Annotated in this window: 13 protein-coding genes; 5 read left to right on the forward strand and 8 right to left on the reverse strand. The window is 72.1% G+C overall.

The window, feature by feature from the left end; translation table 11 throughout:
• Window positions 1-70 precede the first annotated feature (70 nt).
• The gene (locus E6R18_RS09065) at window positions 71-1,891 is read right to left on the reverse strand and encodes an ABC-F family ATP-binding cassette domain-containing protein (RefSeq protein ID WP_136316341.1); all 1,821 of its coding nucleotides are present in this window, start codon (window positions 1,889-1,891) and stop codon (window positions 71-73) included.
• A gap of 123 nt (window positions 1,892-2,014) precedes the next feature.
• Between E6R18_RS09065 and E6R18_RS09070 the strand changes: the two genes are divergently transcribed.
• Window positions 2,015-2,650 carry a lipoprotein gene (locus tag E6R18_RS09070; protein ID WP_346764979.1) on the forward strand — a complete coding sequence of 212 codons (636 nt, stop codon included), beginning with the start codon at window positions 2,015-2,017 and terminating at the stop codon, window positions 2,648-2,650.
• A 4-nt stretch (window positions 2,651-2,654) separates the two neighbouring features.
• Here E6R18_RS09070 and E6R18_RS09075 read toward each other — a convergent pair whose 3' ends face one another.
• The 5 genes from E6R18_RS09075 to rsmI form a co-directional block, all read right to left on the reverse strand.
• Window positions 2,655-3,548: a 4-(cytidine 5'-diphospho)-2-C-methyl-D-erythritol kinase gene (locus E6R18_RS09075; protein ID WP_136316343.1), complete on the reverse strand. Its 894-nt coding sequence runs from the start codon at window positions 3,546-3,548 to the stop codon at window positions 2,655-2,657.
• Complete coding sequence (gene rsmA, locus E6R18_RS09080; protein ID WP_136316344.1) at window positions 3,545-4,432, reverse strand: 16S rRNA (adenine(1518)-N(6)/adenine(1519)-N(6))-dimethyltransferase RsmA; 888 nt, start codon at window positions 4,430-4,432, stop codon at window positions 3,545-3,547. Before rsmA ends, E6R18_RS09075 begins: the two co-directional genes overlap by 4 nt.
• A 62-nt stretch (window positions 4,433-4,494) precedes the next feature.
• Complete coding sequence (locus E6R18_RS09085) at window positions 4,495-5,361, reverse strand: TatD family hydrolase (protein ID WP_136316345.1); 867 nt, start codon at window positions 5,359-5,361, stop codon at window positions 4,495-4,497.
• A gap of 42 nt (window positions 5,362-5,403) precedes the next feature.
• Complete coding sequence (locus E6R18_RS09090; RefSeq protein WP_136316346.1) at window positions 5,404-5,793, reverse strand: hypothetical protein; 390 nt, start codon at window positions 5,791-5,793, stop codon at window positions 5,404-5,406.
• 159 nt (window positions 5,794-5,952) lie between these two features.
• Window positions 5,953-6,849 (reverse strand): 16S rRNA (cytidine(1402)-2'-O)-methyltransferase, encoded by an 897-nt coding sequence (gene rsmI, locus E6R18_RS09095; RefSeq protein ID WP_136316347.1) that lies wholly within the window; start codon window positions 6,847-6,849, stop codon window positions 5,953-5,955.
• 53 nt (window positions 6,850-6,902) lie between these two features.
• Between rsmI and E6R18_RS09100 the strand changes: the two genes are divergently transcribed.
• Together E6R18_RS09100 and E6R18_RS09105 are read left to right on the forward strand one after the other, a co-directional pair.
• Complete coding sequence (locus E6R18_RS09100; RefSeq protein ID WP_136316348.1) at window positions 6,903-8,681, forward strand: phospholipid carrier-dependent glycosyltransferase; 1,779 nt, start codon at window positions 6,903-6,905, stop codon at window positions 8,679-8,681.
• Window positions 8,682-8,826: 145 nt separating this feature from the next.
• Entirely contained in the window at window positions 8,827-10,476 is a 1,650-nt protein-coding gene (locus E6R18_RS09105; RefSeq protein ID WP_136316349.1) for a penicillin-binding transpeptidase domain-containing protein, read from the forward strand.
• A gap of 293 nt (window positions 10,477-10,769) precedes the next feature.
• On the opposite strand, the gene E6R18_RS09115 is transcribed toward E6R18_RS09105, so the two are convergent.
• Window positions 10,770-11,402, reverse strand: a complete 633-nt coding sequence (locus E6R18_RS09115) for an NAD(P)H-binding protein (protein WP_136316350.1) — start codon at window positions 11,400-11,402, stop codon at window positions 10,770-10,772.
• Window positions 11,399-12,328, reverse strand: coding sequence for an EamA family transporter (locus E6R18_RS09120; RefSeq protein WP_136316351.1), 930 nt, complete (start codon window positions 12,326-12,328; stop codon window positions 11,399-11,401). The genes E6R18_RS09115 and E6R18_RS09120 overlap by 4 nt, the downstream gene beginning before the upstream one ends.
• 91 nt (window positions 12,329-12,419) lie before the next feature.
• Between E6R18_RS09120 and E6R18_RS09125 the strand changes: the two genes are divergently transcribed.
• Window positions 12,420-13,310, forward strand: a complete 891-nt coding sequence (locus E6R18_RS09125; RefSeq protein WP_136316352.1) for a LysR family transcriptional regulator — start codon at window positions 12,420-12,422, stop codon at window positions 13,308-13,310.
• 153 nt (window positions 13,311-13,463) lie between these two features.
• Window positions 13,464-14,573 carry a DUF1996 domain-containing protein gene (locus tag E6R18_RS09130; RefSeq protein ID WP_168712307.1) on the forward strand — a complete coding sequence of 370 codons (1,110 nt, stop codon included), beginning with the start codon at window positions 13,464-13,466 and terminating at the stop codon, window positions 14,571-14,573.
• Window positions 14,574-14,727 lie beyond the last annotated feature (154 nt).

Consider the following 14,727-nt stretch of genomic DNA (forward strand, 5'->3'; position numbering starts at 1 on the left):
ACCACCCGCCTCACAGGCCCCAGCAGTCACACCCGTCACAGCACAGTTGCGACGGCGAATGGTTCAGCGCTCAGGCGTCCTCGGCCAGTTCGAGCCAGCGCATCTCCAACACATCGCGCTCCGCGACCAGTTCACGCAGTTCGGCGTCGAGCTTCGCGACCTTCTCGAAGTCGGTGGCGTGCTCGGCGATCTGGGCGTGCAGGGTCGTCTCGCGGGTCGACATCTTGTCGAGCTGCCGCTCGACCTTCTGCAGCTCCTTCTTGGCCGCGCGGGACGCCTGCGCGGAGACCGCCGGAGCCGGGGCCTGGGCCGTCTGCGCGCGGGGCGCGGCAGGCGCGGCGGGCACCGCCGTCTCGGCCTGGCGCTGCCTGCGCTCCAGGTACTCGTCGATGCCGCGCGGCAGCATCCGCAGCGACTTGTCGCCGAGCAGGGCCATCACGCGGTCCGTGGTGCGCTCGATGAAGAACCGGTCGTGGGAGATCACGATCATGGAGCCGGGCCAGCCGTCGAGCAGGTCCTCCAGCTGGGTCAGGGTCTCGATGTCGAGGTCGTTGGTCGGCTCGTCGAGGAACAGGACGTTGGGCTCGTCCATCAGCAGGCGCAGGATCTGGAGCCGGCGCCGCTCACCACCGGAGAGGTCACCGACCGGCGTCCACTGCTTCTCCTTGGTGAAGCCGAACTTCTCGCAGAGCTGCCCGGCGGTCATCTCCCGCCCCTTGCCGAGGTCCACCCGGTCGCGGACCTGCTGGACGGCTTCCAGCACCCGCAGGTTCGGGTTCAGCTCGTGGACCTCCTGGGAGAGGTAGGCGAGCCTGACCGTCTTGCCGACGACGATCTTCCCGGCGGCCGGCTGCTCGTCGCCCTGGGTACGGGCCGCCTCCGCGAGCGCCCGCAGCAGCGAGGTCTTGCCCGCGCCGTTCACCCCGACGAGGCCGATCCGGTCGCCGGGGCCGAGCTGCCAGGTGAGGTGCGTGAGCAGGGTCTTGGGGCCCGCCTGGACGGTCACGTCCTCCAGCTCGAAGACCGTCTTGCCGAGCCGGGCGTTGGCGAACTTCATCAGCTCGCTGGTGTCGCGCGGCGGCGGCACGTCGGCGATCAGCTCGTTGGCCGCCTCGATGCGGTAGCGCGGCTTGGAGGTGCGGGCGGGGGCGCCGCGCCGCAGCCAGGCCAGCTCCTTGCGCATCAGGTTCTGCCGCTTGGTCTCCTCGGTCGCGGCGATCCGCTCCCGCTCGGCCCGGGCGAACACGTAGTCGCTGTAGCCGCCCTCGTACTCGTGGACCGTGCCCCGCTGGACGTCCCACATGCGGGTGCAGACCTGGTCCAGGAACCAGCGGTCGTGCGTGACGCAGACCAGCGCCGAGCGGCGGGCCCGCAGATGGCCGGCGAGCCAGGAGATGCCCTCGACGTCCAGGTGGTTGGTCGGCTCGTCGAGGACGATCAGGTCCTGCTCGGCGATCAGGAGCTTGGCCAGGGCGATCCGGCGGCGCTCACCGCCGGAGAGCGGGGCGATGACGGTGTCCAGGCCGTGCTCGAAGCCGGGCAGGTCCAGCCCGCCGAAGAGGCCGGTGAGCACGTCGCGGATCTTGGCGCTGCCCGCCCACTCGTGGTCGGCGAGGTCTCCGATGACCTCGTGGCGGACCGTGGCCTGCGGGTCGAGGGAGTCGTGCTGGGTCAGCACGCCCAGGCGCAGTCCGCCGCTGTGCGTGACGCGGCCGGTGTCCGCCTCCTCCAACCGGGCCAGCATCCGGATCAGGGTCGTCTTGCCGTCGCCGTTGCGGCCGACGACACCGATCCGGTCGCCCTCGGAGACGCCGAGGGACACACCGTCGAGCAGGGCACGGGTGCCGTACACCTTGCTGACCTGCTCGACATTGACGAGATTGACGGCCACGAACGCTCCAGCTCGAAGGAAGACTCAGACCTTCAGCGTAGTCGCCGCCGCGCGGGCCTCGGTACGAGCGCCCGCCCGGCCCGGTGTACGTTGCGCGCAAACGATCAAGGGGTGGGGATGTTCATGACGCGTCGTACCGTTCGCGGGCTGGTGCCCGCACTGCTGGCCGCGGCCGCGCTGACCGGCTGCTCGTCCGGGCCGGACACCGACGGCGGAGCGAAGGCGGAGAAGTCCGCCGGGGCGCCGGCCGCGAAGACCGCGGCCGAGGGCGCCACGGTCGGGGCCTCCGGTTCCGGCTGCGAGCTGCCGGTGACGTTCGAGCTGGCGAAGGACTGGAAGCCGGCAGCCGTCTTGCCGGTCGACCCGGACTCGGAACTGGGCGACTTCACCACGCAGGGCCCGGTCACCGTGATCTGCGAGATCGACGCCAAGCCGGCCGGGCACATCGGGTTCCTGCGGGTGTGGCAGGGGAAGGACAAGGACGCCTCGCCGCGCGAGACGCTGGAGGGCTTCGTCAAGGACGAAGAGAACACGTCCAAGGTCACGTACGCGCAGGTCACGACGGGCAAGCAGGCCATGACCGAGGTGACCTACACGTTCCACAGCGTGCTCATGGAGGGTCCGCGCCTCACCCACGCCTTCGCCCTTTCGACGCCCGAGGGCCCGGTCGTGGTCCACCTGGGCGGCCTGGACTCGGCCGAGCACAAGGACATGCTGCCGGCGTACGAACTGGCGAAGCGGACGGTACGGGTGGGCTGACCGCCTACAGGACCGTCGCGCCCGGTGCCGGGGAGGCCGCCGTGCGGGCGGTGCGGCAGGTGCCCGACGCGGTCAGCGCGGCGGCGACCTCGCGGGCCGTCGCCTCGTCCTCGGTGAGGAACGCGGTGGTCGGCCCCGAGCCGGAGACCAGCGCGGCCAGGGCGCCCGCCCCGGTGCCCGCCGCCAGGGTGTCCGCCAGCGACGGGCGCAGCGAGAGGGCGGGGGCCTGGAGGTCGTTGCTCACCGCACCGGCCAGGGCCTTCGCGTCGCCGGTGCGCAGCGCGTCCAGGAGCGCGTCCGACGCGACGGGCTCGGGGACCCGGGTCCCGGCCGTCAGCCGGTCGAACTCGCGGTAGACCGCGGGCGTGGACAGCCCGCCGTCGGCGACCGCGAACACCCAGTGGAACGCGCCGCCCACCTCGACCGGGGTCAGCCGCTCCCCGCGCCCGGTGCCGAGCGCCGCGCCGCCGGTCAGGCTGAACGGCACGTCGCTGCCCAGCTCGGCGCAGATCCCGAGCAGCTCATCGCGGCTCGCGCCCGTCGACCACAGCGCGTCGCAGGCCAGCAGGGCGCCGGCCCCGTCCGCGCTGCCGCCCGCCATGCCGCCCGCGACGGGGATGTCCTTGTCGATGTGGATGTGCACGTCCGGCGCGATGCCGTACCGCGCGGCGAGGGCGGTCGCGGCCCGCGCCGCCAGGTTGGACGCGTCCAGCGGAACCTGCCCCGCGTCCGGCCCCGCGCAGGTGATCCGCAGCGTTTCGGCGGGCGTCACGGTGACCTCGTCGTACAGGCCGACGGCGAGGAAGACGTTCGCCAGGTCGTGGAAGCCGTCGGGGCGCGCGGCACCGACCGCGAGTTGGACGTTGACCTTGGCGGGGACCCGTACGGTGACACTCATTCCGCGCTCCCGGACGTGTTCTGGGCGGGCTTGTTCTCGGCGACGGCGGCGAACTCCTCGACCGTCAGCGACTCGCCGCGCGCCTGCGGCGAGACGCCCGCCGCGAGCAGGGCGGCCTCGGCGGCCGGTGCGGAGCCGGCCCAGCCGGCCAGGGCCGCGCGCAGCGTCTTGCGGCGCTGCGCGAACGCCGCGTCCACGACCGCGAAGACCTCTTGCTTGCTCGCCGTCGTCGCGACGGGTTCGGTGCGCCGCACCAGCGAGACGAGCCCGGAGTCGACGTTCGGCGCCGGCCAGAACACCTTGCGGCCGATGGACCCGGCGCGCTTGACGTCGGTGTACCAGCTCGCCTTCACGGATGGCACGCCGTACACCTTGTTGCCCGGCCGGGCGGCCAGCCGGTCGGCGACCTCGGCCTGCACCATGACGAGGGTCCGCTCGATGCTCGGGAAGCGGTCCAGCACGGTGAGCAGGACGGGCACGGCGACGTTGTACGGCAGGTTGGCGACGAGCGCGGTGGGCGGCGGGCCCGGCAGTTCGCGTACGAGCATGGCGTCCGAGTGCACCAGCGCGAACCGGTCGGCGCGGTCGGGCATCCGGGCGGCGACGGTGGCGGGCAGGGCGGCGGCGAGCACGTCGTCGATCTCGACGGCGACGACGCGGTCGGCCGCCTCCAGCAGTGCGAGGGTCAGCGAGCCGAGCCCCGGCCCGACCTCGACCACCACGTCGTCCGGCCGGACCCCCGCCGTCCGCACGATCCGGCGGACCGTGTTGGCGTCGATGACGAAGTTCTGGCCGCGCTGCTTGGTGGGACGTACGCCCAGGGTCGCGGCCAGCTCGCGGATGTCTGCGGGGCCCAGAAGGGCGTCGGGCTCTGTGGTGCTCACGTACTCAGCGTACGGCCCTTGGGGCGGGGGGCCTGCCGTTGCTTGCCCCGGACCGGGGTAACTCAGTAGTCGAACGCCCGCGCCGTGTTGTCCGCGATCGCAGCCGCCAGCACGTCCTCCTCCAGCCCCTTCACCGCCGCCATCGCCCGCAGCGTGACCGGGATCAGGTACGGGGCGTTGGGGCGGCCCCGGAACGGTGCCGGGGTCAGGAAGGGCGCGTCGGTCTCGACGAGGACGAGCTCCACCGGCGCCACCGCCAGCGCGTCGCGCAACGGCTGGGCGTTCTTGAAGGTCACGTTGCCGGCGAACGACATGAAGTACCCGGCCCGCGCGCAGACCCGCGCCATCTCCGCGTCGCCGGAGTAGCAGTGGAAGACGGTCCGCTCCGGCGCCCCCGCCTCCGCGAGGACGCGCAGGACGTCGGCGTGGGCCTCGCGGTCGTGGATGACGAGCGCCTTGCCGTGGCGTTTGGCGATCTCGATGTGGGCCCGGAAGGACTCCTCCTGGGCGGCCATGCCCTCGGGCCCGGTCCGGAAGTAGTCGAGGCCGGTCTCGCCGACCCCGCGTACGTGGTCCAGCGCGGCGAGCGCGTCGATCTCGGCGAGGGCGTCGTGGAGCGCGGCGCTGCCGCCGGCCTCCCGGGCCCCCTGCCGTGACCAGCCCTCCGGGTCGCCGTGCACGATGCGCGGCGCCTCGTTGGGGTGCAGGGCCACCGCCGCGTGCACGTTCGGATGGGCGGCGGCCGTCTTTGCGGCCCAGCGGGAGCCCTTCACGTCGCAGCCCACCTGGACCACGGTCGTCACGTTCACCGCGGCGGCCCTGGCCAGGCCCTCCTCCACGGTGCCGTCCTGCATGTCCAGGTGGGTGTGCGAATCGGCGACCGGCACCCGGAGGGGTTCGGGCAGCGGCGGGGCTTCGGTGCGGCTCATGGCCACGATCGTACGAGGATCGCGGCGGGCCGCCCTACGAGGTCACTTGCGGAAGGGGTGCAGGAGGTCGGAGAAGTGCCAGTGGTGGCCGGAGGCCGGGACGGCGGTCGCGGCCACGGGCTCCTCGCGCGGCTCCTCGGCGGGCAGCGGCCCCGCCGGCGCCTGGGTGGGGTTCCGGTCGCGCAGGAGCTGCTGGACGGTCGACACCCGGCCGGCCCGCATGATCCGCACGACGTGCCCGCCGCAGTTGGCGCAGGTGGGGGTGGAGAGGGGGGAGGGCACCCGCTCACCGTCCGCCTTGTAGACCACGTAGGCGTGCTGGGAGGCGTCGACGTGGTGCTCTATCTCGTACGCCTGCTCCCAGCCGTGTCCGCACCTCATGCAGGCGAAGGCATATGCCTCGTGCACGGTGGTTTCTGCGATGTCGCTCATGCCTGCTCCTCTTGTCCGCCGGACAAGCACTCCGGAGAATGCGCCCTGGATCCAGTGGACGCCTTTACCGGCGGGAGCGCACCGGGCCCTGTCGAGTGTTGGAGCGGTTTTGGCCTTGTCGTGGCGAAACGGCCCGGTACGCGGCTCTCGCTTTGCTTTTCACGATAGTCCTTTGCCGTCCGCGTGGCCGGTCCGAGCAGCATTCTTTGCCGTGACGACGGCGTCGAACACCTCGCGCTTGGGCAGCCCCGCCTCGGCGGCGACGGCGGCGATGGCCTCCTTGCGCCGCTCCCCCGCCTCCTCGCGCACCCGCACCCTGCGTACCAGCTCCTCGGCGTCCAGCTGCTCGCCGCCCGAGGCCGCGCCCTCGACGACGACGGTGATCTCGCCGCGCACCTGCTCGGCGGCCGACCAGGCGGCGAGGTCGGCCAGGGGGCCGCGCTTGACCTCCTCGTAGGTCTTGGTCAGCTCGCGGCAGACGGCGGCCCGCCGGTCGGGGCCGAAGACCTCGGCCATCGCGGCGAGGGTGTCGTCCAGGCGGTGCGGGGCCTCGAAGAAGACCATCGTGCGGGGCTCGCGGGCGACCTCGCGGAGCTTGGAGAGGCGTTCGCCGCCCTTGCGCGGCAGGAAGCCCTCGAAGCAGAACCGGTCGACCGGCAGCGCGGACAGGGCGAGCGCGGTGAGCACGGCGGAGGGGCCGGGCACGGCGGTGACCTTGATGTCCTGCTCGACGGCGGCGGCGACGAGCCGGTAGCCGGGGTCGGAGACGGACGGCATGCCGGCGTCCGTGACCAGCAGGACCCGGGCGCCGCCGGCCAGCGCCTCGACCAGTTCGGGCGTACGGGCGGTCTCGTTGCCCTCGAAGTAGGAGACGACGCGCCCCGTGGTGTGGACGCCGAGCCCCTGGGTCAGCCGGCGCAGCCTGCGGGTGTCCTCGGCGGCGATGACGTCGGCCGCCTCCAGTTCGGCGGCGAGGCGTGGCGGGGCGTCCGCCAGGTCGCCGATGGGGGTCCCTGCGAGCACGAGCGTTCCAGTCGTTCCAGTCACAACGCCCATCCTCCCAGCACGGGCGGCATCCCTCCCACAGCCGTGTTCCCTACGATGGCGCGGTGACGAGTACAGCGCCCGAAGCCCGGCAGGGCCAAGACGCCGGGGAGCAGCACGGCCCGGAGCCGACTTCCTGGCAGCAGCGACTGCGCCGCTTCGGCCATTACCCGCGCCCCGGAATCGGGCTGCGGGAGCGGTTGATTCCGCCGTACACGCGGCCCGGGAACCAGCTGTGGGCGGTGCTCGGCGTGCCGCCGCTGCTCGCGGACCGGCTGGTGCGCTGGTCGGGGTGGGGCGGCCCGCTCCTGGTGGCGGCGGTCGCGGGGGTGCTGCGCTTCTGGAAGCTGGGCAGCCCGCACGCGGTGATATTCGACGAGACGTACTACGCGAAGGACTCCTGGGCGCTGATCAACCAGGGGTACGAGGGCGCGTGGCCCAAGGACGTCGACAAGCTCATCCTGAACGACCCCTCGCAGGTGTCCGTGCCGACGGACCCGGGCTATGTGGTGCACCCGCCGGTCGGCAAGTGGATCATCGGCCTCGGTGAGCAGATGTTCGGGTTCACGCCGTTCGGCTGGCGGTTCATGGTGGCGGTGCTCGGCACGCTGTCGGTGCTGATGCTGTGCCGGATCGGCCGCCGGCTGTTCCGCTCGACGTTCCTGGGCTGCCTGGCGGGCGCGCTGCTCGCGGTGGACGGGCTGCACTTCGTGATGAGCCGCACCGCGCTGCTCGACCTGGTGCTGATGTTCTTCGTGCTGGCCGCGTTCGGCTGCCTGCTGATCGACCGCGACTGGGCGAGGCGGCGGCTCGCGGCCGCGCTGCCGGTGGACGAGGAGGGCGTGCTGCGCCCGGACGCCGGGGTCGCGGAGAACCTGCGCCTCGGCTGGCGCCCCTGGCGGATCGCGGCCGGGATCTCGCTCGGCCTGGCCTTCGGCACGAAGTGGAACGGGCTGTACATCCTGGTGGCGTTCGGCCTGATGACGGTGTTGTGGGACGCGGGCGCGCGCCGCACGGCCGGCGCCATGCGCCCGTACACGGCGGTGCTGCGGCGGGATCTGGTCCCGGCGTTCGTCTCGACGGTGCCGGTCGCGATCGTCACGTACCTCGCGTCGTGGACGGGCTGGATCGTCCGCGACGACCCGGACCGGCACGGCTATTACCGGGACTGGGCGGCGACCGACGGCAGGGGCGGCAGCTGGACCTGGCTGCCGGACTGGCTGCGCAGCCTGTGGCACTACGAGAACCAGGTCTACGACTTCCACGTGAACCTGACCTCGGGTCACACGTACCAGTCCAATCCGTGGAGCTGGATCGTGCTGGGCCGGCCCGTCTCGTACTTCTACGAGGAGCAGAACGGCTGCACGGCGTCGGCGACCGGCAAGTGCTCCCGCGAGGTGCTGGCCATCGGCACCCCGCTGCTGTGGTGGGCCGCCTGCTTCGCCCTGGCGTACGTGCTGTGGCGCTGGTTCTTCCGCCGCGACTGGCGGGCGGGCGCGATCGCCTGCGGGGTGGCCGCGGGCTGGGTGCCGTGGTTCCTGTACCAGGAACGCACCATCTTCCTTTTCTACGCGGTCGTCTTCGTGCCGTTCCTGTGTCTCGCGGTGACGATGATGATCGGCGCGATGCTGGGCCCGGCGGCGAACTCCGGGACGCGTTATGAACTCGGCCTGGCAAAACCCGATCCCTCGGGCGAACGGCGCCGGACACTGGGGGCGGTGGCGGCCGGTGTACTGGTTCTGCTCATCATCTGGAATTTCATCTATTTCTGGCCGCTGTACACCGGAACTCCCATTCCGGAGGATTCCTGGCGGGATCGGATGTGGCTGGATACCTGGATCTGAGCGGCCCGTTCCCGCCCTTTCGCGCTCTCCGTATCGCATTCCGATAACAACCGAGTTCCTTGTCACTACCCTGCCGTAGGGTGCCTGGCACAGCCTTCTTGAACGCGTTCAAGAGGGAGGCTCCGGGGGATGGGGACAGCAGGGAATGCGAAGTGGAGCGAAGATAGGCATCGTCGGCGGGGCGTTCGCGCTCGTGCTGGGCGGGGTGGGGTACGGGGCGTACAACGTCCTGGACGGGCTCGGGAACGGCACGGGTGACGCTACGAGCACCGCCGCCGACTCGTCCGAGGTGAGGACGGGCCCGGTCACCGAGAAGGAGATAGCCGAGACGTCGAAGAAGTTCCTCGCCGCGTGGGCGAAGGGCGACGCGACGGTCGCGGCGGCACTCACCAACAACAAGGGCGACGCCGAGCCCGCGCTGACCGGCTTCAGTGAATCGGCCCACGTCACGAAGGCCGTGATCACTCCGGGGGCGGCGACCGGCTCGACCGTCCCGTACACCGTGAAGGCGACCGTCTCGTACCGGGGCACGTCCAAGCCCTGGTCGTACGCCTCGAAACTGACCGTCGTACGCGGGCTGACGACCGGGCACGCGCTGGTCGACTGGGAGCCCTCGGTCATCCATCCGGAACTCGCCAAGGGCGAGTCGCTGGAGACGGGCCAGGCGTCGTCCGCGGCGATCGAGGCCGTCGACCGCAACGGCCAGGTGCTCACCACCGAGAAGTACCCGTCGCTGGGCGGCATCCTGGCGGAGCTGCGCCAGAAGTACGGTGAGAAGGCCGGCGGCACCGCCGGCATCGAGACCTGGATCAACAGCGCGAACGCCGACGGCGCGGACAAGACGCTGCTGACGCTGGTCAAGGGCAAGCCGGGCCGGGTGCAGACCACGCTGGACGGGAAGATCCAGGCGGCGGCCGAGCGGGGCGTGAAGAAGTTCGAGAAGGCTTCGGTCGCGGCCGTCGAGCCGTCGACCGGTGCGATCCGGGCCATTGCCAACAACCCGCCGACCGGCTTCGAAACGGCCCGCAGCGGCGCGGTGGCCCCCGGCTCGACGATGAAGATCATCACCGCCGCGATGATCATCCAGAACGGTCTCGGCAGCGCGAACGCGCCCGTCGAGTGCCCGTCCACCGTCCCCTGGGAGGGGGTCGTCTTCCACAACCTGGACGACTTCTCGATGATGGACAACCCCACGCTGAAGCGGGCGTTCGCCAGGTCCTGCAACACCGCGTTCATCAAGCCGGTGCTGCCCCTGAAGGGCAAGCGGGACACCGCCCTCGGCATCGAGGCCAAGCAGTACTTCGGGATCGGCCTCAACTGGCAGACGGGCATGGTGACGGTCGACGGCAAGGTGCCGGAGTCCGCCGGCGCCGAGACCGCCGCCTCGTACATCGGCCAGGGCAAGGTCCAGATGAACCCGCTGAACATGGCCTCCGTCACCGCGACCGCGGTCAGGGGCCAGTTCCTTCAGCCCTACATCGTCCCGAAGGACCTCGACAACCGCACCTTCGCCACCGCGAGCCCGCTGCCGCCCGGGGTCTCGTCCCAGCTGAAGGACATGCTGCGCTACACCGCGACCAGCGGCGAGGGCACCGCCACCCAGGCCATGGCGGGCGTGGGCGGTGACAAGGGCGCCAAGACGGGCTCGGCGGAGGTCGACGGGCACGCCACGTCCGACAGCTGGTTCACCGGCTTCAGCAACGACCTGGCGGCCGCCGCGCTGGTCCAGTCCGGCGGCCACGGCGGCGACGCGGCGGGCCCGGTCGTCGCGGAGGTCCTGCGCGCGGGCCCGTGACGGGGCGGCGAAGCCGCGTTCCGGGAGTGCGGCCGTGACGGCACCTGAGCCCCGTCCGGGCCTCCACGTCGACCCCGGCGTCGGCGTACCGCGGCCCGCCGACGGCGAGACCTGGGCCGTCGGCGCGGTGATCCGCGACCGGCGGGGCCGCGCCTTCGCACAGAAGAGTGGTCCGAGAACACCGCGTACGACTGGTTCGGGCCGGAGGACCTGGCCCGGTTCAAGGAGAACTGTGCCTCGGGGGACTTCCTGGTCCACGACATGATCGCCGCCGCACTGCGGGCCCCGGGCCCTCAGTAGCCGACCGTGAAGTGCCGACCCCCATACGGCACTTCGAGCTCGTCGGCCACCGCCACCGCGAGGTCCTCCGCCGATATCCGGGAGGTGCCGTCGGGTGCGGTGAGGAGGGTGGTGGTGCCGCGGCGGTACGTGCCGGTGCGGGTGCCCGGTTCCAGTACGGCGGGCGGGCTGAGGTAGACCCAGTCGGCCGGGTGCGCGCGGCAGGCGTCCAGTTGCGCGGAGCTGGCGGCGGCGACCGCGCGCCACTGCGGCGGTACGTACTCCGGGCTGTCGAGCACGAGGCGTGCGGGGTGGCCGGGGGCCGTCAGGGGGCCGGCGCCGCCGACGACGAGGATGCGCGTCCCGGTCCTGGCCGCCGCGTCGAGCAGGGACGTCGTGGTCGCCGCGATCGTGTGCTCGTGCCCGGCGGTGGGCCGGGTCGCCGCCACGACCGCGTCCACGCCGTCGAACAGGGCGGCCATGGCGTCGGGGTCGTCCGCGTCACCCTCGGTCGCGGTGACGCCGGGCGACAGGGCGTCCGGCCGGTTGCGGCGATACACCGCGAGGACCGCGTGGCCCCGGTTCGCGGCTTCGGTGACCACGCGGGAGCCGGCCATGCCTGCGGCTCCGATGACGGCGATCCTCATCGAGAAGTCCTTTCCGGTACGGGAGTTGGAGGGGCTGAGGGGGTACGGGAGGGGGCGGGGAGCTGGCCCACGACGATCGAGGCGAGGGCGAGCGCGAACCCGACGAGCTGGACCGGGCCGAGCGTCTGGCCGAGGAGGAGCGCGCCCAGGCTCGCCGCGACGAGCGGCGAGAGCAGTCCGAGGACGGCGACCGAGGTCACCGGCAGCGCGCCGATCCCCCGGAACCACAGGGCGTAGGTGAGCAGCCCGCCGATCAGCCCCAGCCAGAGGTAGCCGAGCGCGGCCCGCCCGTCGATCGCGGGTGGCGCGCCCTCCCCGAGGAAGGTCAGCGGCGCCAGGAAGAGGCCCCCGGCGGTGAGCTGCCAGCCGGTGAAGGCGAGGGGGCTGACCCCTTCGGGGCGGCCCCACCGCTTGGTGAGCGTCACGCCGAGGCCCATCGTGGCCGCCCCGGCGAGCCCGGCCGCCACCCCGGCCCCGTCGAGCTGCGCCCCGGGCCCGATCACCACCAGGCCGACGCCGAGCACCCCCGTAGCGCCCCACAGCAGGGGCCTCGCGGCCAGTGGTTGGCGCAGGACGGCCACCGCGAGGACGGCGACGACGAGCGGTTGCGCGGCGCCCAGCGTGGCGGCGACACCGCCCGGCAGCCGTTCCGCCGCGATGAACAGCAACGGCAGGAAGAGCCCGATGTTGAGCACGCCGAGCACCGCCGCCTTCCCCCACCAGGCCCCGCGCGGCAGCGTGCGGGTGACGGCGAGGGCGATCAGCCCGGCGGGCAGGGCGCGCAGGAAGCCGGCGAACAGCGGGTGCCCGGCCGGCAGGAACTCCGTCGTGACGATGTACGTGGTGCCCCACACCGCCGGGGCGAGCGCGGTCAGGGCGGTACGGGGCAACGCCCCGGCAGCCCCCCGCGTGGGTCGGCTTGTCATGGACCGAAGTCTTGTGCCGGACCCATTGATGAGTCCAACACATGCTTGTCACGTCATTGATCTCGAACCGCGATGGATGAACGATGCAGCCATGGAGCTCCAGCAGATGCGTTACGTGATTGCCGTGGCCGAAACCAACAGCTTCACCCGGGCCGCCGAGCGGTGCCTGGTCGTGCAGTCCGCCCTCAGCCACCAGATCGCCCGACTGGAAAGGGAGTTGGGCGCCCGCCTCTTCGAGCGCACCACCCGCCGGGTGCGGCTCACTCCGGCCGGCGAGGCGTTCCTGCCAGCCGCCCGCCAGTGCCTGGAGGCCGCCGAACGCGCCGCCGCCGAGGTCGCGGCGGCGGTCGGCGAGGTGCGCGGGCGGCTCGCGGTCGGCCTGATCCCGACGGTCACCGCCGTCGACATCCCGGCCGCCCTGCGCGACTTCCGCCTCCGCCATCCCCAGGTGCGCGTCGGCCTCCGGGTGGGCGCCAGCGACGAACTCACCGAGCAGGTCCGCGAGGGGGCGCTCGACGTGGCCTTCCTCGGGCTGCCCGCGACCGCCGAGCCCCGGGGCGTCGGCCGCCACGAACTCGCCCGCGACCGGCTCGTCGCCGTGGTCGCGCCGGACCATCCGCTGGCCGGGGCGCCCTCGGTAGACCTGCGCCGCCTCGCCTCGGAGGTGTTCGTGGACTTCCCGGCGGGCACGGCCGGCCGCGCCCAGACGGACCTGGCGTTCACGGCCGCCGGGCTCGTCCGGGACGTCGCCTTCGAGGTCAGCACCGCCGACTACATCGCCGGCCTGGTCGGCCCCGGCCTCGCGGTGGCGATGCTGCCGCCCGCGTACGCCGTGCGGCTGACCGGTGTCATCGCGATCGAGGTCTCCGACGCACCGGTCCGCGTCCAGCACGTCGTCTGGAGCCGGTCCGGCCGCACGCCCGCCGCGACGGCCTTCCTGGAGGCGCTCGGCATCCCCGTAACGGACGCGGAGGACTCATGAAGTGATGACGCGAAGTATTGACACGCTCTTGTCAGGAGCGGAACACTCCACTGCGGGAGAGCGCTCTCCCAGAACCTCGGAGTTCTCCCGCAGTTCCCCGATCCCACGCTCTCCCACCCCACACTCCCCCACGACGCAGCAGGAGGTCTCTCCATGCCACGGAGGTCCAGAACCCTCACCGGACTGCTCTTGTTCACCTCGCTCAGCCTGACCACGGCGGGCATCGCCGGGATCGCGGCGACGGCGAACGCATCCACCGAAACGGCCGCATCGGCCGCCTCCGCGCACGCGGAGCACGCCGCGTACTCCATGCCGGGGATGCCCGGGATGCCGGCGTCCACCCAGGCGTCGGGCGACGACCCGGACGGGGACGGCTACATCATGGCCGACCCGCCGGTCGCCGGGGTCGTGCCCTCGACGGCGGTCCCGCCGCAGGCGTACTTCCACGAGTTCCAGGCCAAGTGCGCCCCCACGCACACCGCGCCGGACGACCCGATCGTCTACCCGGGCCGGCCGGGCAAGTCGCACGACCACACGTTCATGGGCAACACCACGACCGACGCCTACACCACCGCCGCCTCGCTGGAGTCCGGGAACACCACGTGCCTGGCGCCCGGTGACAAGTCGGGCTACTGGATGCCGAGCTTGTTCAAGGGGGACACGAAGATCCTCCCGGACGGCGTCCAGACCATCTACTACAAGTCGGGTGTCACCGACTACACCAGCGTCCGCCCCTTCCCCAAGGGCCTGCGGTACGTCGTCGGCAGCCCGATGCAGAGCCAGGAGGAGTTCAAGAACCTCAAGGGCACCGTCGAAGGCTGGGAGTGCGGTGACTCCTTCAAGAACTACAACTTCCCCGCCACTTGCCCCGACCGCCGGGACGTGCAGCTCAACCTGCGCCTCCAGGCGCCGAGTTGCTGGGACGGCATCCACCTGGACACGCCGGACCACACGAGCCACATGGCCTACCCGGTGGCTTCGGGCAACAACTACAACTCCTGCCCGGCCGACCACCCGGTCGCGCTGCCGATGATCGAGTTCAAGATGGCCTGGCCGGTCAACGGCGACATGTCACAGGTGAGGCTGGCGAGCGGAGCGGGCTACTCGTTCCACTACGACTTCATGAACGGCTGGGACACCGCCACGCTCGACGCGATGGTCACCCACTGCGTCAAGGGCGGCCTCCAGTGCGACCCGCACGGATACGACGAGAACCACCCCGACAAGGGCGCGGTGCTCGACGGGAACTACCGGCTGCCGTAGCGGGCACCTCGCGCACCCCCACGTCCGGGGCCTTTTTTCGGCCCGCGCCGGAGAGCGCTCTCCAAGATCGGCCCCGGACCACGCGCGACCTGACCCGCTCACCATCCCCCCAGCCCTCCGATCCTCCGATCCTCCGATTCCCCCCAACTCCCCC

The organism is Streptomyces sp. A1277, from assembly GCF_004795015.1.
Taxonomy (GTDB): domain Bacteria; phylum Actinomycetota; class Actinomycetes; order Streptomycetales; family Streptomycetaceae; genus Streptomyces.

What these genes read in the sequence shown, in the direction of transcription:
- E6R18_RS09070 (WP_346764979.1), top strand. Translation starts at nt 2,015, where the DNA reads ATGACGCGTCGTACCGTTCGCGGGCTGGTGCCCGCACTGCTGGCCGCG.
- E6R18_RS09075 (WP_136316343.1), bottom strand. Translation starts at nt 3,548, where the DNA reads ATGAGTGTCACCGTACGGGTCCCCGCCAAGGTCAACGTCCAACTCGCG.
- E6R18_RS09085 (WP_136316345.1), bottom strand. Translation starts at nt 5,361, where the DNA reads ATGAGCCGCACCGAAGCCCCGCCGCTGCCCGAACCCCTCCGGGTGCCG.
- E6R18_RS09090 (WP_136316346.1), bottom strand. Translation starts at nt 5,793, where the DNA reads ATGAGCGACATCGCAGAAACCACCGTGCACGAGGCATATGCCTTCGCC.
- rsmI (WP_136316347.1), bottom strand. Translation starts at nt 6,849, where the DNA reads ATGGGCGTTGTGACTGGAACGACTGGAACGCTCGTGCTCGCAGGGACC.
- E6R18_RS09105 (WP_136316349.1), top strand. Translation starts at nt 8,827, where the DNA reads ATGCGAAGTGGAGCGAAGATAGGCATCGTCGGCGGGGCGTTCGCGCTC.
- E6R18_RS09115 (WP_136316350.1), bottom strand. Translation starts at nt 11,402, where the DNA reads ATGAGGATCGCCGTCATCGGAGCCGCAGGCATGGCCGGCTCCCGCGTG.
- E6R18_RS09120 (WP_136316351.1), bottom strand. Translation starts at nt 12,328, where the DNA reads ATGACAAGCCGACCCACGCGGGGGGCTGCCGGGGCGTTGCCCCGTACC.
- E6R18_RS09125 (WP_136316352.1), top strand. Translation starts at nt 12,420, where the DNA reads ATGGAGCTCCAGCAGATGCGTTACGTGATTGCCGTGGCCGAAACCAAC.
- E6R18_RS09130 (WP_168712307.1), top strand. Translation starts at nt 13,464, where the DNA reads ATGCCACGGAGGTCCAGAACCCTCACCGGACTGCTCTTGTTCACCTCG.